Here is a 17,889-nt window from a genome sequence, read left to right as displayed (position 1 = left end):
TAGGACCTAGTCTGTGCACCGTGACTTCGCCTGCACCGACGGACAGCGTTCCGCCCCAGCTCAGCGCGGGGCCGCGACCCGCGCCGGGTCCGGCCGCCGACGAGGGACTGGCGCGGCGGCTGCGCGCGCTCGCCTGCACCGCCCCACTGCACGACCTCGACGCCCGCAAGGCCAACCTGGCGGGCGAGTACTCGGTGTACGGCATGGCCGAGGTGGCACTCGCCGCCATCGACCTGGTCACCCTCAACATGGACTTCGACACGGGTGCCGACCACGACCAGATCGTCGCCCGACTCGTCCCGCGCATCGCCGCCCAGGCCCCGCGGCGGCCCGCCGCCGAGCACGAGCGCGTGGCCCGCTGGGTCCTGGAGAACCTGATCAACGTCGGCAGCGTCGACCGCGGCTTCCGCGCCGTCTACGGCACCTTCGCGCCCGACGGCACCTACGTCCGCCGCGACTACGACTTCAAGCTGATCGAGGAGGTCCCGGGCCCCGGCGGCACGGTCTACCTCCGCACCACGGACGAGGCCGTCAACGTCCTGGTCGGCGCCCTCGACACCGACGTCACCAGCGCGCAGATCGCCGCCGAGGTCAAGCTGGAGGTGCTGATCAGCCGCGGCCGCCTCGCCGACGCCCAGCTCGCCGCCGAGCAGGCCCGGTACCGGACCGTGCAGTACTCGGAGACCCTGCGCAAGGCCCTGGACGCGACCCGGCGCAACGTCCGCGCGGTGGACTGGCTGAGGGCGGTGCCCGACATGATCGCCGAGGCCCTGGACCACGTGGCCGACCGGTACCGGCACGAGAACGCGATCCTCACCAACATCCGCAAGGCCCGGGACGAGTCCGAGGACCCCGAGCACAAGCGACGGGCCGCCGAACTGGTCGACATCGTCAAGGACTGCATCCGACGGCACACGCAGCTGCAGTCGCGGCTGCTGGAGGCCGGTCCGCTGTTCCGCGCGGAGCAGGACCGGCAGGCCTTCGCGACCCCGATGACGACGTCGGGCATAGACCTGTACGGCCATCTCGTCGCCCCGGTGCTGCCGCTGCCCGTCGAGCAGGCCGTGCGGGTCACGGACGCCTTCTTCGCGCGCGGCACCGGGCTGCGCACGCCCGTGTCCGTCCGGGTCACGGACCTGGTGGACATACTGCTGACGCCCCCGGTGGAGCGGGAGCACCTGGGTGCGGAGATGCCCGAGCCGGACCTCATCGCGACGCCGGACGACAGCCGGTTCAGCGAGGAGCAGCTCGCCGCCGCCATGGAACTGCTGGACCTGCCCGCGGACGCCCCGCGGCGGCTCTCGGGACTGCTGGCCGAGGCCCGGCGGTCGGACCCCGACCTGCCCTACCTCGTGGCGCTGCTGGCGGTGCACGCGGCCAGCCCGCCGGTCGGCACCGCCTACCGGCAGGGCGAGGAGAAGCTGCTGTTCGCCGTGGACGACGGGACCGAGCTGGACGATCCCGAGTTCGGCGGGGCCGACCTGATCGTCGGCACGGCCCTGCTGGACGCGGCCGGGATGGCGGCGGACAGGACGGAAGCGGCATGAGCCGAGTGACAGCGCAGCAAGGAGAGCGACCGTGAGCGAGCACGTCGAGTGGAGTGAGCAGGAGACCGGCCCCGCACCGGTCTCCGCCGCCGTCACGCCCGCCGACGCCGCCGACGCGGCTCGGCTCGTCGCCTTCGGGCTGCAGCCCAAGCTGCAGCCCGCGCGGGACCAGGAGTACACCGAGCTGCTGCGCCGGTACCGGGAGGACCCGCCGTTCGCGCGCCTCGCGGACGCCGTGGCCACCGGTCTCGGCCTGGTCGTACTGGAGGTCTCCCCGCGCGCGGGGATGGCGGTGACCGCCGCCGAGGACTCGGTGTTCGCCGTACGCATGGGCGACTACGCGAAGCGCACCTCGGCCGACTCCGGCGACCGCTTCCTGCACGGCCTCGCCCATCTCGCGGTCGCCGCCCTGGCCTTCCCGCGGCCCGAGGACCTCGCCGACGACGGTTACATCGGGCGGGTCTCCGTCAACGGCGTCGACGCCTTCGTCCGCCAGGCCTGCCGACGCCTGGAGGAGCGCGCCGAGGAACAGGGCCAGAACACCGACCCGGCCACCGACGCGCCCTGCCTGGAGGCCGCCTGGCGGATCTGGGCCAGACGCACCGCGACCGGCGCCACCAAGGACGCCCGCCGCCTCGCCGGGTCCACCACCGGCATCGTCGGCAAGGCCGTCGCCTTCCTCACCGACTCCGGCTTCCTGCAGCGCACGGGCGACGACAACGGCGGCACGTACCGCACGACCGCCCGCTACCAGCTCCAGGTGCGCGACATGGCCGGCAGCGCCGCGATGGCCGAGCTGCTGGAGCTGGGCGTCGTCCCGGTCACCGACGGCACGGCCACGCTGCTGCCGCCCGAGGACGGCGACGACCTGGAACTGGTGGCCGACGCCGGGCTGCCGTTCCACGCGCCCGCCCAGTCCTGAACTTCCCCGATCTGCCGAAGACTTACGAGAGTCCGCCATGTACGAGCTGTCCCGGGTCCGCCTCTACTCCATCGGGCCCGCCGGTGCGCGCTACGCCGACACCGTGCTTGACCTGCGGGGCGTCGGCGAGCCCGTGCCCGACCCCGCGCCCACCCAGGCGGAGTTCTTCGAGGAGGAGCCCGTCGGCCCGCCGCGCCGGCCCGCGCCCGCCGGCGTGCTCTTCCTGGAGAACGGCGGCGGCAAGTCCGTCCTCCTGAAGCTGATCTTCTCCGTGATGCTGCCGGGCCACCGCAACACGCTGGGCGGCGCCAGCTCCGGCGTCCTGCGCAAGTTCCTGCTCGCCGACGACTGCGGACACGTCGCCCTGGAGTGGCAGCACACGCTCACCGGCGAGTGCGTCGTCGTCGGCAAGGTCAGCGAATGGCGGGGGCGGCAGGTCTCCAACGACCCGCGGAAGTTCGCCGAGGCCTGGTACTCCTTCCGACCCGGCCCGGGACTCAGCCTGGACAACCTCCCCGTCGCCGAGGCCACCGCCGTACGACCGCCCGTGGAGGGCCAGTCCGGCGCACAGGGCCGCCGCCGCACCATGAAGGGCTTCCGGGACGCCCTCACCGAGGCCGGCAAGGCCTACCCGCACCTGGAGGTGCACTGGGAGGAGATCCACGACCGCTGGATCGAGCACCTCGGTGACCTCGGCCTCGACCCCGAACTCTTCCGCTACCAGCGCGAGATGAACGCCGACGAGGGTGAGGCGGCCGGCCTCTTCGCCGTCAAGAAGGACTCCGACTTCACCGACCTGCTGCTGCGCGCGGTCACCGACACCCGGGACACCGACGGGCTCGCCGACCTGGTCAGCGGCTTCGGCAACAAGCTGGGCCGGCGCGCCGAGCTGATCGCCGAACGCGACTTCACCGCGGGCTCGGTCGACCTGCTCGGGCGGATCGTCGAGGCGGCCGACGCACGGGCCCGCGCGCGTGACATCCACGCGGGCGCCGAGCGCCGCACCCGGACGCTGGCACGCCGGCTCTCCGCGCGCGGCGTGCAGGAGCGCGTGCGGGCCGCCGACCTCGCCCAGCGCGTCACCGCCGCCGCCTACGCCGTCACGCACGCCGAGGCGGCACGGCAGCGCAGCGCCGCGATCGCCGCCGAACTCGCCTACCGGCACGCCTCGCTGGCCCTCGCCGCGGCCGAGAAGTCCGCGGCCGCCCAGAAGCGCGAACTCGCCGACGCACGCACCCTGCACTCCGCCTGGCAGGCCGCCGAGGCCGTACTGCGCCACCGCGCCGCCGCCGACCGCGTCGCGCGCGTGGCCGCCGCCATCCAGGAGGCCGAACGGGACGCGGCCCCCGCGCTCGCCGCCCGCGCGAAGGCCGCCGTCGATCTCGTACGGGCACTGCACGCGGCCGCGGAGAGCGCCGAGAACCTCGCCAACGAGGGGGAGGAGCGCTCGGCCGCCCTGCAGGAGGTCGGCGAGAGCGCCTACCGGGACTCCACCGCCGCCGCCACCGAGGCCCAGCGTGCCCGCAGCGAGATCGGGCACCTCAAGCAGCGGCTCGCCGAGGTCGAGCAGGAGACGGCCGAGGCCGTGCGCGCAGGCTGGCTCGACGACAGCGCCCCGGACGCCGACCCGGCCCGAGCCGCCCTCGCCGCGAGCGACGCCGAGAAGACGGCCGTCGCCGCCTGGGACACCGCGCGCGAAGCCTCCCGGCGAGCGTCGGAGCACGCGCGCGAGGCGGCCGCCACGGAGTCCCGCGCCGAGCTGACCGCGGCCCGCGCCGCCGACGCGGCGACGGCGGCGGAGCGGTCCTACGAGGCCGAACGCCGACTCGCCGAGATGCTGGCCGCCGAGGAACGGCTGGCGGAACTGCTCAGCCTGACCGGCGGGGCAGGGAGCGTGCCGCAGCCCCGCCAGGAGACCGACGACCGAGGCCCGCTCAGCCCCGAGGAGCTCGACCGGTTCGCCGACGAGCTGCGTGAGCTCCTCGACGACGCCGTGTCCTCCGCCGAACGGCAGCTCTTCGAACTGCGCACGGCCGCGGCCGACGACTCCCGGATCCTCGGCGCCCTCGGTGACGGGGGACTGCTCCCGCCCGGCCCGGACGTGCTGGCCACCGTGGAGTACCTCGGCGAGCACGGCATCCCCGCGCTGCCCGGCTGGCGCTACCTCGCCCAGGCCGTCGACCCCGCCGACCACGCGCGCGTGCTGGCCGCCCGCCCCGAGCTGGTCGACGGCGTGATCATCACCGATCCGGACACACACGCGCGTGCCCGCGAGGCGCTCGGTGACGCGGCGCTGCTGCCCCGGTCCGCCGTGGCTGTCGGCACCGCGGCCGCCCTGCTCGCCCCGACGCCGGGCACGGACGCGCAGAGCGGCGACGTCTTCCTCGTACCGCCGAACCCGGCCATGCACGACGAGCACGCCGCCGACGAGGAGCGGCAGGCGCTGCGTGCGCGGGCGACCGAGCGGGACGAGGAGATCCGCACGCTCGCCGCGCGGCTCGGCAAGGACCGGGAACTCGCCGCGCGGCTCGCCTCGTGGCGCACCGGCTGCCCCGCCGGACGGCTGATCGAGCTCGCCGAGGCCGCCACGGAGGCGCGCGCGTTCGCCGAGGAGAGCGAGGCCGAACTCGCCGAGGCACGGACGGTGCGCGCCGAGGCCGACGAAGCCGCCGCCGAGGCCGCCCAGGTGCGCGACGAACGGCAGGAGGCCGCGCAGAAGGCCCGACGGGCCGCTGACGCTCTCGCCGGACTCGCCTTCCGGCTGCGCGAGCGGGCCGGCTGGCAGTCCCGTCTGCGCGAACTCGCCGACGAGGCCGCCGAGTCGGAGGCCCGCGCCCAGGCCTGCCTGGAGCGGGCCCGCGCCGCCGACGAGGACCGTCGCGCCGCCCAGCGCGCCGCCGACGACGCCCGCCGCACCGCACGTGCGCTGCGCGCCGAGCGCTCCGAGATCGCGGGCGCCCCCGACGACGTACCGGAGTCGGACGCGGACGACCCCAAGGCGTCGCTGCCCGCCCTGCGTGAGGCCTACCGGGCCGCCTCGCAGGTGTACGAGAAGGTCGGCGTCGGCGCCGACCTGCGCGCCGAGCAGGCCCGCGCGGAGAGCGACGAGAGCGCGGCGCGCGCGGAGCTGGACCGGCTGAGCAACAAGGTCCGCACCCGCGCGGAGCAGCTGCTCCAGTCGCCCGACGGCTCCGACGGGCCCTCCCGGCAGGCCGCCGTCGCGCGCGCGGAAGAGCTCGTGCAGCTCCTGGAGACCCGTATGTCGACGGCGAGCGAGCAGCTCGGGCGGCTGCGCGGCGAGGCCGAGCGGCATGCGCCCGAGGACGGCGAGGCGCACACCGACCTGCCCGAGGAACTGCAGCCGCGCGACGCCGAGCACGCCCAGGCGCTGCTGCGTACGGCGACCGCCGAACTCGCCTCGCGGACCGAGGCGTTGAGCCGTACCCGGGAGGCTCACGCCGAGCTGCTGGACGCCCACCGCGCCGCCGAGGACGCGGCCGGTGGCTTCGACGAGATCGCCGCGATGCTCCGCGACCTGCTGCGCGAACACGCGGCCGACGAGGAGCAGGAGGAGCCCGAGCCGTACCCGGGCAGCCTGGAGGAGGCTCGGCAGTCCGCCGCCGAGGCCCGCCGGTCCCTGCGCGGCTGCGCCGCCGACCTGTCCGCCGCCGAGGCCGCCGTACGCGAGGCGAGTGACGTCCTCGTGCGGCACGCCAACTCCACGCGCTACGAGCAGGTGCGCACCCCCGCGCGGCAGCAGATCCGTGAGCTGCCCGCGTCCGCGCTCCCCGAGCACGCCCAGAAGTGGGCGGACGCCTTCGCCCCCCGACTGCGCGTCCTCACCGACGAGTTGGAGCAGCTGGAGCGCAACCGCGACTCGATCGTGGACCGGTTGCGAGGGCTGGTGGAGTCGGCGCTCGCCACGCTGCGGTCGGCCCAGCGGCTCTCCCGGCTGCCGGAGGGCCTCGGCGAGTGGTCCGGGCAGGAGTTCCTGCGCATCCGCTTCGAGGAACCCGACCAGGCCACTCTCACGGAGCGGCTCGGGGAGGTCATCGACGAGGCGACCCGTGCGGCCGTGAAGAAGAACTCCGACCTGCGCCGCGACGGAATGTCCCTGCTGCTGCGCGGTGTTGCCGCCGCCCTCCAGCCCAAGGGTGTCGCCGTCGAGATCCTCAAGCCGGACGCCGTGCTGCGCGCCGAGCGAGTGCCGGTCGGGCAGATGGGCGATGTGTTCTCCGGCGGCCAGCTGCTCACCGCCGCCATCGCGCTGTACTGCACGATGGCCGCGCTCCGGTCGAACGACCGGGGCCGGGACAAGCACCGGCACGCGGGCACCCTGTTCCTCGACAATCCGATCGGGCGGGCCAACGCCACGTACCTGCTGGAGCTTCAGCGGGCTGTGTCGGACGCCCTGGGGGTGCAGCTCCTGTACACCACCGGACTGTTCGACACCACCGCCCTCGCCGAGTTCCCGCTGGTCATCCGGCTGCGCAACGACGCTGATCTCAGGGCCGGCCTGAAGTACATCAGCGTGGAGGAACATCTGCGCCCGGGGTTGCCCCAGCAGGCCGAGGCGGGGGAGTCGGTGCACAGCGAGATCACGGCGACGCGGATGTTCAGGAAGCCTGCGCCGACCGGTTGATCAGACGGGCGGGCGCCGGCCCGGCTCCCGTCCGGCCGCCCACCCGGGCTGACACGTCCGCCGACGAGCAGCCCGGAGTGGCCGTAGCCGGTGGCCTCGTCCGCTCAAGGATGCGACAGCTGGCCCGCACCGCCCGACCTGCGTATCCGCTCCTGGGACCGCTCGGCGGCCCGCGCCTGTCGCCGGGCCCGGCGGCGCTCGCGGCGCAGCGCCCGCGCGGTACTGCTCGGTTCCGAGACCACGCCGTTGCGCTGGTTCCACACCTGGCGGGTCACCCAGACGTCGAGCGCGCCCCAGGTGGCCACCACCGTGCTGGCCACGCTGCTGAGCACCATCGGGAAGGCCAGCCACGATCCGGCCAACGTGCACAGGAAGGCCACCATCGCCTGAATCAGCGTCACGGCGATGATGAGCACCGCTCGCACCGCCGCCGTACGGACCGGATCGGGCATCCGGCGCCGCCGTGCCGGCTCCTCGACCCACAACGGCCGGTAGGACGCCCGCTCGGGTGCCGCGGCACGCTCGGCGGGCCCCTGCCCGTCCCTGTCGGCGGCGCCCGCGCGCGCCGTCGCCCTGCTGTCGGGCTCCGAACGAGGGGGGCCCGCGTCCAAGGCTGCACGTCCCTGTGCCGGAATGTCGCGATCCGGCGCCTGAACGCTTTGCCGCACCGTCGAAGACGCCGTCGTCCTGCTCTCGTCGGACGTCATGCGCCGCTCCGCCGTGCCCATCAACGTGTCACTCCCCACCGCCAGCACACCCCTCGCTCCTGCGCCCGAAGACCTGGCTCCCCACTGGCTGCCCGCCTTGCGCTGTTTTACGCCGCCCGGTGACGGGATGCGGCTCCTGTGGCCGATTCCGCCCCCATTTCCCGTAGAGAAGGACGAACGGCGCACCCGGAAGATTCCCGACGACGGAAGAAATCCGGCCAACTGGCCGGACGGGGCGGCCGGATCGTTTTGGGTGGCGAACGCCGAAACCCGGGAGGCAATCTCCCGTAATTCCCGGACAACTCCCCATGTCCCGGCCCCAGTGCGGAAGTTCGGCTTCCGGATAGCCCTTCGAGTTACGCATGCGTCGGTAGTAGGCTCGCGCCGTTTGTTGACGCACATGTGTGCCCCCGGTCCGGCGGGGGTCGAGCTGGGGGAGGCCATGCGCTTTCGCGGGAAGTCCATCCGCCGGAAGATCGTGGCGCTGCTTCTCGTGCCGCTGGTGTCCCTGACCGCGATCTGGGGCTTCGCCACGGTACTCACGGGACGCGAGGCACAAGAGCTGTTCAACGTGTCCTCCGTCGTGGAGAAGATCGCCTACCCCGTCGAGGACACCGTCCGGGTGCTCCAGCAGGAACGCCGCCAGACCCTCGTCCACCTCGCCGACCCCCGCGCCTCCGACGGCCTCGCCGCCCTCCAGCGCAGCCGCACCGCCACCGACAAGGCCGTCGCCGAGATCCGCAGGAACGCCCGGAAGCCGGACGTCCGCGACGCGATGGGCCAGGACACCGACGAACGCATGACCGCCGTCCTGGACGCCTTCGACGGCCTCGCCTCCCTGCGACGCAGCATCGAGGACGGCACCGTCGACCGCGCGCAGGCCCTCAAGCTCTACAACGACATGGTCGAGCCCTGCTATGTCCTGCTCGCCAACCTCCATGTCGTCGACAACGTGGAGATGGACAAGCAGTACCGCGCACTGGTCAGCCTCGCCCGCGCCCGTGAACTGCTCTCCCGCGAGGACGCCCTTCTGGGCTCCGCACTGATCGTCGGCAGGCTCTCCCGCCAGGAGATCCGCCAGGTCTCCGACTACGCCGCCCAGCGCACCCTGATCTACGACGTCAACCTCTCGCTCCTGCCCTCCTGGGAGCACGACCGCTTCCAGCGCTTCTGGGAGAACGCCGCCGGCGCCCGCCTCCTCGTGGCCGAGGACGCGGCCGTCTCGGCCGGCGCCGGAACCCCCAGCGGGGTCACCGCGAAGAGCTGGGACGCCGCCGCGGGTCACGTCCTGGAAGAGCTCAGCGAGCTCAACGACGAGGCCGGCGACCGCTACCAGGACCGTGTCCGTCCCGTCGCGATGGGCGTCATCGCCAAGGCCGCCGTCGCCGGTGTCCTCGGACTGATCGCCCTGCTCGTCTCGCTGGTCCTGTCGGTGCGCATCGGCCGTGGCCTCATCCGCGACCTGCGACAGCTGCGCCTGGAGGCCCACGAGGCGTCCGGCGTCCGGCTGCCCAGCGTGATGCGCCGTCTGTCCGTGGGCGAACAGGTCGACGTGGAGACCGAGGTCCCGCGCCTGGAGTACGACAGGAACGAGATCGGCGAGGTCGGCCAGGCCCTCAACACGCTCCAGCGCGCAGCCGTCGAGGCCGCCGTCAAGCAGGCCCAACTCCGCGCCGGCGTCTCCGAGGTCTTCGTCAACCTCGCCCGCCGCAGCCAAGTACTCCTCCACAAGCAGCTCACCCTCCTCGACACCATGGAACGCCGGACCGAGGACACCGACGAACTCGCCGACCTGTTCCGCCTGGACCACCTGACCACCCGTATGCGCCGGCACGCCGAGGGCCTGGTGATCCTCTCCGGTGCCGCCCCCTCCCGGCAGTGGCGCAAACCCGTCCAGCTCATGGACGTCGTGCGCGCCGCCGTCGCCGAGGTCGAGGACTACGAGCGCATCGAGGTACGCCGCCTGCCACGCGTCGCCGTCACCGGTCCGGCCGTCGCCGACCTCACCCACCTCGTGGCCGAACTCCTGGAGAACGCCACGGTGTTCTCCCCGCCGCACACCGCCGTCCATGTGCTCGGCGACCGCGTCGCCAACGGCTTCACCCTGGAGATCCACGACCGCGGACTCGGCATGGCCGCCGACGCGCTCCTGGATGCCAACCTCCGGCTCGCCGAGACACCTGAGTTCGAACTCTCCGACACCGACCGGCTCGGCCTGTTCGTGGTCAGCCGGCTCGCCCAGCGCCAGAACGTCCGGGTCTCCCTGCAGCCGTCGCCCTACGGCGGCACGACCGCCGTCGTCTTCATCCCCGACGCCCTGCTGACCGACGACGTTCCCGACACCAACGGCATCGGCTTCCGTCTCGACCGGCCCACCCCCTCCAAGGGGGCCGAGCTGCAGGAGAGCCGTCGGCCGGCGGAGAGCAGCAGGCTGGACGAGAGCCGCCGGACCGCTCTCGCCCAGGTACCCGTGCCGCTGTCCGGCCTGCCCTCCCCGCTGCTGGACGGCCCCGTCGAACTGGAGGCGCCCGTCGACCTGGACGCCCTGGACGACTTCCCCGACACCCTGGACGACGAGGACAGCGAACGCGGCGGCCTGTTCCGCCCACGCCGCTCCCGACTCGCCGGTGCGCAGGACGCCAAAGACGCCCGCCGCGACGACCGCGGCCGCCCGGAGCCGACCGCCTCCGGCGACCCGGGCCAGGACGCCACCGACCCCCACCTGAGCGCCCCGGTGCCACTGCCTCGCCGGCACGCACCCAAGCTGGTCAGCTCGCACGGGCGCCCGGTCGGCGAGCGGCGCGACGAGGCAGCCGAAGGCCCCGCCTCGGCTCCGGACCGCCACGAGCCGACTCCCCCCGCACCGCTGTCGACCCGACGCGGCGGGCCCGCAGCGCTGCGTCGCGGACCCGGCCCGGCAGACCGTTCCGGCGAACGAACCGAGACCACGGCGTCCGCCGACCCGGACCGCGCCGGGCAGCCCCCTGCGCTGCCCCGACGCACCCGTCGCGCCGCGATCGAGTCCACCAGGACAGACGCAACCGACCGGCGTCCGGCCCCCACGGAGCACCAGACCGGCTCCGACACGGGACCGCTTCCCCGGCGCGTACGGCAGGCGAACCTCGCTCCGCAGCTCAGACAGGATCCCGTCCGGCCCACCGAGGCCGACGGAGGGCCCGTCGAGCGGGACGCGGACGAGGTGCGCAGCCGCATGGCCTCGCTCCAGCGAGGCTGGCAGCGCGGCCGCGACGAGAACGCCGCGGGCGACGACGCCCAGAGCGGCACAGCACCACGAGGAACGACAAAGGGGGACGGTCGATGACCGCACCGAAGGCGACCGGCCACACAGCGAACAAGTCCGGGGAGCTCAACTGGCTCCTCGACGACCTGGTGGACCGGGTAGCCAGCATCCGCAAGGCCGTCGTGCTCTCCGGGGACGGCCTGCCGACGGGGGCGTCCAAGGACCTGACCCGGGAGGACAGCGAGCACCTGGCCGCCGTCGCCTCCGGATTCCACAGCCTCGCCAAGGGCGTGGGCCGCCACTTCGAGGCCGGCAGCGTGCGCCAGACGGTCGTCGAGCTCGACGACGCGTTCCTGTTCGTCACCGCCGCGGGGGACGGCAGCTGCCTGGCCGTCCTCTCCGACGCCGACTCCGACGTCGGCCAGGTCGCCTACGAGATGACCCTCCTGGTCAAGCGCGTCGGCGTGCATCTGACCGCGGCTCCACGCACCGATCTGCCCTCCGGCGGGTAGTGGGATGACATGAGCCCAGACGGTCAGGGAAGAAGCCACTGGTTCGACGACGAGGCCGGACCGGTCGTCCGCCCGTACGCCATGACGCGGGGCCGCACCACCAGTGCGGCCCAGCACCGCCTCGACCTCATCGCCGTGGTCGTCGCGCAGCGGCACGCGGACGATCCGGAAGCGGACGCGACGCTGTCCCCGGAGCACGTGGACATCGTCGAGCTGTGCCGCGACGCCCCGCAGTCGGTCGCCGAACTCGCCGCCGAACTCGACCTGCCCATCGGAGTGGTCCGAGTCCTCGTAGGAGACCTCGTGGCCGGGGAACTCGTCCATGTGAACCGGCCCGTTCCCCCTGCGGAACTGGTGGACGAGAGTATTCTGCGCGACGTGATCAACGGCCTCCGGGCGCTGTGACCGGCGCAGAAGCGGGGTACTGACGTGACAGGCTGGCAGTTCTGGGTCGACCGAGGCGGCACCTTCACCGATGTCGTCGCGCGGCGCCCGGACGGCCGTCTGCTCACCCACAAGCTCCTGTCGGAGAACCCGGCGCGCTACTCCGACGCGGCCGTCGCAGGTGTACGCGAACTCATGCGGGGCTCCGAGGAACCCGTCGAGACCGTCCGCATGGGCACCACCGTCGCCACCAACGCCCTCCTGGAACGCAAGGGCGAGCGCACCCTGCTGCTCATCACCCGAGGCTTCCGCGACGCCCTGCGCATCGCCTACCAGAACCGCCCCCGCATCTTCGCCCGCCGCATCGAACTCCCCGAACTGTTGTACGAGCGCGTCATCGAGATCGACGAGCGCATCGCCGCCGACGGCACCGTCCTGCGCGCCCCCGACCTGGAGGCCCTCACCGGCCCCCTGCGCCAGGCGTACGACGACGGGATCCGCGCCGTCGCCGTGGTCTGCATGCACAGCCACCTCCATCCCGCCCACGAGCAGGCCGTCGGCCGCCTGGCCGACCGCATCGGCTTCCCCCAGATCTCGCTCTCCAGCGAGGTCAGCCCACTGATGAAGCTCGTCCCGCGCGGGGACACCGCCGTCGTCGACGCCTACCTCTCGCCCGTGCTGCGCCGTTACGTGCAGCACGTCGCCGACGAACTCCAGGACGTCCGGCTGATGTTCATGCAGTCCAACGGTGGCCTCGCCGACGCCGGGCAGTTCCGCGGCAAGGACGCCATCCTGTCCGGTCCCGCCGGCGGCATCGTCGGCATGGCCCGCATGTCGCAGCTGGTCGGCTTCGACCGGGTCATCGGCTTCGACATGGGAGGCACCTCCACCGACGTCTCGCACTTCGCCGGAGAGTACGAACGCGTCTTCACCACCCAGATCGCCGGCGTCCGGCTGCGCGCCCCCATGCTGGACATCCACACCGTCGCGGCCGGCGGCGGCTCGATCCTCCACTTCGACGGCTCCCGCTACCGCGTGGGACCCGACTCGGCGGGCGCGGACCCGGGGCCCGCCTGCTACCGCGGCGGCGGCCCGCTCACGGTCACCGACGCCAATGTCATGCTCGGCCGCATCCAACCCGCCCACTTTCCCGAGGTGTTCGGCCCCGACGGCGACCAGCCGCTCGACACCGAACTCGTCCGCGACCGCTTCACCGCCCTCGCGGACGAGATCCGCGAGCGAACCGGCGACGACCGCACCCCTGAGCAGGTCGCCGAGGGCTACCTCCGGATCGCCGTCGCCAACATCGCCAACGCCGTGAAGCGGATCTCCGTGCAGAAGGGCCACGACGTCACCCGTTACGCCCTCACCACCTTCGGCGGTGCCGGCGGACAGCACGCCTGCACGGTCGCCGACTCGCTCGGTATCCGCACCGTGCTCGTGCCGCCCATGGCCGGTGTCCTCTCCGCACTCGGCATCGGACTCGCCGACACCACGGCCATGCGCGAACAGTCCGTCGAGGCACCCCTGGAGGCCGCGTCGCTGCCGGCCGTCCTCAAGACCGCCGACGACCTGGAGGCCGCCGCCCGCGCCGAACTCCTCGACGAGGACGTCCCCGAGGACCGCATCCGGGTCACCCGCCGCGCCCAGCTCCGCTACGACGGCACCGACACCACGCTCACCGTCGAGCTGACCGAGCCCGACACGATGCGCCGCACCTTCGAAGAACGTCATCGCGCCACGTACTCCTTCGCCCTCGACCGCCCGATCGTCGTCGAAGCCCTCTCCGTGGAAGCCACCGGCATCACGCCACCCCCCGATCTCTCCGCCCTGGCCACCCACCAGGGCCGCGCCGCCGCCCCCGACACCGTCCGCCTCCACACCGGCGGCATCTGGCGCGACGTACCCCTGCACCGCCGCGAGGACCTTCCTCCCGGCGACCTCGTCACCGGCCCCGCGATCATCGCCGAGGCCGGTGCGACGACCGTCGTGGACGACGGCTGGCGGGCCGCGACGACCCACGACGGGCATCTGGTCATGGAACGCGCGGCGATTACGCAGAGTTCCGATCTCGACACGAAAGCGGATCCGGTTCTCCTGGAGGTCTTCAACAACCTCTTCATGTCCATCGCCGAACAGATGGGCGCCCGCCTGGAGTCCACGGCCCAGTCCGTCAACATCAAGGAACGCCTGGACTTCTCCTGCGCGCTCTTCGACCCCGACGGAAACCTGGTGGCCAACGCCCCGCACATCCCCGTCCACCTGGGCTCGATGGGGACCAGCGTCAAGGAGGTCATCCGGCGACGGGGCACCGGGATGCGGCCCGGCGACACCTACGCCGTCAACGACCCGTACCACGGCGGCACGCATCTGCCGGACGTCACGGTGATCACGCCCGTCTTCGAGACGCGGAACGCGCAGAGCGCAGACAGCACGGAGAGTAACCGAATCCTCTTCTACGTCGCCTCCCGCGGTCACCACGCCGAGATCGGCGGCATCGCCCCGGGATCCATGCCCGCCGACAGCCGCACGATCGAGGAGGAAGGCGTCCTCTTCGACAACTGGCTCCTCACCGAGAACGGCCGCTTCCGCGAGGAGGAGACGCTGCGCCTGCTCACCGAGGCGCCCCACCCCTCCCGCAACCCGAGGACCAACCTGGCCGACCTGCGGGCCCAGATCGCCGCCAACCAGAAGGGCGTCGACGAAGTCGCGCACATGATCGACGACTTCGGCCTCGACGTCGTCCAGGCCTACATGCGGCACGTCCAGGACAACGCGGAGGAAGCGGTCCGCCGGGTGATCGACGCCCTGGACGACGGCGAGTACGCCTACGAGACCGACTCCGGCGCCGTCATCCGGGTACGCGTGCGCGTGGACCGCGCAAGCCGTTCCGCCACCGTCGACTTCACCGGCACGTCACCCCAGCTGACCACCAACTTCAACGCGCCGTTCTCGGTCGTCAACGCCGCGGTCCTGTACGTCTTCCGCACCCTGGTCGACGACGACATCCCGCTCAACGACGGCTGCCTGCGCCCCTTGAGGATCATCGTGCCGCCGGGCTCGATGCTCGCCCCCGAACCGCCGGCCGCGGTGGTCGCGGGCAACGTGGAGACCTCCCAGGCCATCACGGGCGCCCTCTACGCCGCGCTCGGCGTGCAGGCCGAGGGCTCCGGCACCATGAACAACGTCACCTTCGGCAACGAGCGTCACCAGTACTACGAGACCGTCGCCTCCGGCTCCGGCGCGGGCGACGGCTTTCCCGGCGCGCCCGTCGTGCAGACCCACATGACCAACTCCCGGCTGACCGACCCCGAGGTCCTGGAGTGGCGGCTGCCCGTGCGGCTCGACGAATTCGCCGTCCGGCGCGGCAGCGGCGGGGCCGGGCGGTGGCGCGGCGGCGACGGCGCGGTCCGCCGCATCCGTTTCCGCGAGCCCATGACCGTCTCCACACTGTCCCAGCACCGCAGGGTCCCGCCCTACGGCATGGCCGGCGGCGAACCCGGCGCGCTCGGCGCCAACCGGGTGGAGCGGGCCGACGGCACGGTCACCCCCCTCGTCGGCAGTGACTCGGCGGACGTCGGCCCCGACGACGTCCTCGTCATCGAAACCCCCGGCGGCGGAGGCTACGGCCCACCGTCGCCCGACCCCCAGCAAGCAGGAGAAGAGATCGATGATCTTCGGGCGTTCTGAGCGCGGCAAGCCCCCGGTCGAGCCCGTCACGCTCAAGATCCTGGTGGCCGGCGGCTTCGGCGTGGGCAAGACGACCCTCGTCGGCGCGGTCAGCGAGATCAGGCCGCTGCGCACCGAGGAGTTCCTCACCGAGGCCGGCCGCCCGGTCGACGACACCAGCGGGGTGGAGGGCAAGCACACCACCACCGTGGCCATGGACTTCGGCCGCATCACCCTGCGCGAGGACCTGGTGCTGTATCTCTTCGGCACGCCCGGCCAGGAGCGGTTCTGGTTCATGTGGGACGAACTCTCCGAGGGCGCCCTCGGAGCCGTCGTACTCGCCGACACCCGCCGCCTGGAGGACTGCTTCGCCGCCGTCGACTACTTCGAGCGGCGCTCCATACCGTTCCTGGTGGGCGTCAACTGCTTCGAAGGAGCCCCCCGTTACCCGGCCGACGACGTCCGCCAGGCCCTCGACCTCGACGACGACGTGCCGCTCGTCCTGTGCGACGCGCGCGACCGGGAATCCGTGAAGGACGTCCTCATCGGCGTCGTCCAGCACGCCATGGCCCACGCGGCGGGCCGCCGGCAGGCCGTCACCACGTGACCCGGGGCACGCGAGCGGCCCGTACCCCCGCCGACCGGGGTACGAGCCGCGGTCCGTGCCCGGCACACGCGCGTGCGGTTACTCCCTGCGCGGGCGCGAGCCGAGCGGGCCCGGGAACGCCCCGCACGCGCGCGTGCGGCTACTCCTCGCCGTCCTCCAGCCAGCCGAAGCTCTTCTCCACCGCCTTGCGCCAGTTGCGGTACTCACGGTCCCGCACCGACGCCTCCATCGCGGGCGTCCACTCGACGTCCCGCTGCCAGTGCGCCTTGAGCTCGTCCAGGTCGTTCCACACGCCGGTCGCCAGCCCGGCCGCGTAGGCGGCACCCAGACAGGTCGTCTCGGACACCTTGGGACGGATCACCGGCACGTCGAGCACATCGGCCTGGTGCTGCATGAGCAGGTTGTTCTTCGTCATGCCGCCGTCCACCTTCAGGGTCGTGATCTGCACCCCGGAGTCCTGGTACATGGCGTCCACGACCTCCCGCGTCTGCCAGCTGGTCGCCTCCAGCACCGCGCGCGCGAGATGCGCCTTGGTGACGTACCGGGTCAGGCCGGTGACGACACCGCGCGCGTCGGAGCGCCAGTACGGTGCGAACAGGCCCGAGAAGGCGGGCACGATGTACGCGCCGCCGTTGTCCTCGACGCTCGCCGCCAGGGGCTCGATCTCGTCCGCGGTGCGGATGATGCCGAGCTGGTCGCGGAACCACTGCACCAGCGCGCCCGTTATGGCTATCGACCCCTCCAGGCAGTAGACCGGCGCCTCACCGCCGATCTTGTACCCCATCGTCGTCAGCAGCCCGCTCTTGGACGGCACCGGCCGGTTGCCGGTGTTGAGCAGCAGGAAACTACCCGTGCCGTAGGTGTTCTTCGCCGTGCCCACGTCGTAGCAGGCCTGCCCGAACACCGCCGCCTGCTGGTCGCCCAGCGCGGAGGCGACCGGCACGCCGGCGAGCTGGCCGACGGCGGTTCCGTACACCTCGGCGGAGGACTTGATCTCCGGCAGGACGGCCTCGGGCACGTTCATGGCGGACAGGATCGAGGAGTCCCACTGGAGGGTCTCCAGGTTCATCAGCATGGTCCGTCCGGCGTTCGTCACGTCGGTGACGTGGTGCCCGCCGTTCGTTCCTCCGGTGAGGTTCCAGATCAGCCAGGAGTCGATGGTGCCGAAGGCGATCTCGCCGCGCTCGGCGCGGTCCCTGAGCCCGGGCACGTTGTCCAGCAGCCAGGCCGCCTTGGGCCCGGAGAAGTAGCTGGCCAGCGGCAGACCCGTCTGCTCGCGGAAACGGTCCTGCCCGTCCGAGCCGCCGAGCTGGTTGCACAGCGCCGCCGTACGGGTGTCCTGCCACACGATCGCGTTGTGCACCGGCTTGCCCGTCGCACGGTCCCACAGGACCGTCGTCTCCCGCTGGTTGGTGATGCCGAGCGCGCTGAGCTGGTCGGCACGCAGACCGGCCTTGGCGATCGCCCCGGCGACCACCGCCTGCACCTTGGACCAGATCTCGGTGGCGTCGTGCTCCACCCAGCCCGGCTTGGGGAAGATCTGGCGGTGCTCGCGCTGGTCGACGGCGACGATCGCGCCGTCCTGGTTGAAGATGATGCAGCGGCTGGAGGTGGTGCCCTGGTCGATAGCGGCGACGAACTTGTCCGTCATGACGTCC

The 17,889-nt window shown here is 72.7% G+C and carries 10 protein-coding genes; 8 read left to right on the top strand and 2 right to left on the bottom strand.

Annotated elements, in window-relative coordinates; all coding sequences use genetic code 11:
• Positions 1–20 precede the first annotated feature (20 nt).
• From ICC28_RS03305 to ICC28_RS03295, 3 genes are read left to right on the top strand one after another with little or no spacing between them, the layout of a single operon-like run.
• Complete coding sequence (locus tag ICC28_RS03305) at positions 21–1,547, top strand: hypothetical protein (protein ID WP_188286854.1); 1,527 nt, start codon at positions 21–23, stop codon at positions 1,545–1,547.
• A gap of 31 nt (positions 1,548–1,578) precedes the next feature.
• Positions 1,579–2,469 (top strand): hypothetical protein, encoded by an 891-nt coding sequence (locus ICC28_RS03300; protein WP_188286853.1) that lies wholly within the window; start codon positions 1,579–1,581, stop codon positions 2,467–2,469.
• 37 nt (positions 2,470–2,506) lie between these two features.
• Complete coding sequence (locus ICC28_RS03295) at positions 2,507–7,111, top strand: hypothetical protein (protein WP_188286852.1); 4,605 nt, start codon at positions 2,507–2,509, stop codon at positions 7,109–7,111.
• 104 nt (positions 7,112–7,215) lie between these two features.
• On the opposite strand, the gene ICC28_RS03290 is transcribed toward ICC28_RS03295, so the two are convergent.
• A complete protein-coding gene (locus tag ICC28_RS03290) occupies positions 7,216–7,839 on the bottom strand; it encodes a hypothetical protein (RefSeq protein WP_188287241.1) in 624 nt (207 codons plus the stop codon).
• Positions 7,840–8,260: 421 nt separating this feature from the next.
• Between ICC28_RS03290 and ICC28_RS03285 the strand changes: the two genes are divergently transcribed.
• From ICC28_RS03285 to ICC28_RS03265, 5 genes are read left to right on the top strand one after another with little or no spacing between them, the layout of a single operon-like run.
• The gene (locus tag ICC28_RS03285) at positions 8,261–11,140 is read left to right on the top strand and encodes a nitrate- and nitrite sensing domain-containing protein (protein ID WP_188286851.1); all 2,880 of its coding nucleotides are present in this window, start codon (positions 8,261–8,263) and stop codon (positions 11,138–11,140) included.
• Positions 11,137–11,571 carry a roadblock/LC7 domain-containing protein gene (locus ICC28_RS03280; protein ID WP_188286850.1) on the top strand — a complete coding sequence of 145 codons (435 nt, stop codon included), beginning with the start codon at positions 11,137–11,139 and terminating at the stop codon, positions 11,569–11,571. Before ICC28_RS03285 ends, ICC28_RS03280 begins: the two co-directional genes overlap by 4 nt.
• Before the next feature lie 9 nt (positions 11,572–11,580).
• Positions 11,581–11,976 carry a DUF742 domain-containing protein gene (locus ICC28_RS03275; protein WP_188286849.1) on the top strand — a complete coding sequence of 132 codons (396 nt, stop codon included), beginning with the start codon at positions 11,581–11,583 and terminating at the stop codon, positions 11,974–11,976.
• Between the two features lie 24 nt (positions 11,977–12,000).
• Positions 12,001–15,645, top strand: coding sequence for a hydantoinase B/oxoprolinase family protein (locus tag ICC28_RS03270; RefSeq protein ID WP_188286848.1), 3,645 nt, complete (start codon positions 12,001–12,003; stop codon positions 15,643–15,645).
• On the top strand, positions 15,626–16,231 hold the full coding sequence (locus ICC28_RS03265) for a GTP-binding protein (protein ID WP_188286847.1): 606 nt from the start codon (positions 15,626–15,628) through the stop codon (positions 16,229–16,231). The genes ICC28_RS03270 and ICC28_RS03265 overlap by 20 nt, the downstream gene beginning before the upstream one ends.
• Before the next feature lie 139 nt (positions 16,232–16,370).
• On the opposite strand, the gene glpK is transcribed toward ICC28_RS03265, so the two are convergent.
• The gene (gene glpK, locus ICC28_RS03260) at positions 16,371–17,882 is read right to left on the bottom strand and encodes a glycerol kinase GlpK (RefSeq protein ID WP_188286846.1); all 1,512 of its coding nucleotides are present in this window, start codon (positions 17,880–17,882) and stop codon (positions 16,371–16,373) included.
• Positions 17,883–17,889: the final 7 nt, after the last annotated feature.

Origin of the sequence: Streptomyces sp. TRM68416 (genome assembly GCF_014596915.1) — a bacterium.
Classification (GTDB): domain Bacteria; phylum Actinomycetota; class Actinomycetes; order Streptomycetales; family Streptomycetaceae; genus Streptomyces.
This window is presented reverse-complemented; position numbering and strand designations above follow the sequence as displayed.

Coding starts and splice junctions, on each gene's coding strand:
- ICC28_RS03295 (WP_188286852.1), top strand. CDS start 2,507: ATGTACGAGCTGTCCCGGGTCCGCCTCTACTCCATCGGGCCCGCCGGT.
- ICC28_RS03290 (WP_188287241.1), bottom strand. CDS start 7,839: ATGGGCACGGCGGAGCGGCGCATGACGTCCGACGAGAGCAGGACGACG.
- ICC28_RS03285 (WP_188286851.1), top strand. CDS start 8,261: ATGCGCTTTCGCGGGAAGTCCATCCGCCGGAAGATCGTGGCGCTGCTT.
- ICC28_RS03280 (WP_188286850.1), top strand. CDS start 11,137: ATGACCGCACCGAAGGCGACCGGCCACACAGCGAACAAGTCCGGGGAG.
- ICC28_RS03275 (WP_188286849.1), top strand. CDS start 11,581: ATGAGCCCAGACGGTCAGGGAAGAAGCCACTGGTTCGACGACGAGGCC.
- ICC28_RS03265 (WP_188286847.1), top strand. CDS start 15,626: ATGATCTTCGGGCGTTCTGAGCGCGGCAAGCCCCCGGTCGAGCCCGTC.
- glpK (WP_188286846.1), bottom strand. CDS start 17,882: ATGACGGACAAGTTCGTCGCCGCTATCGACCAGGGCACCACCTCCAGC.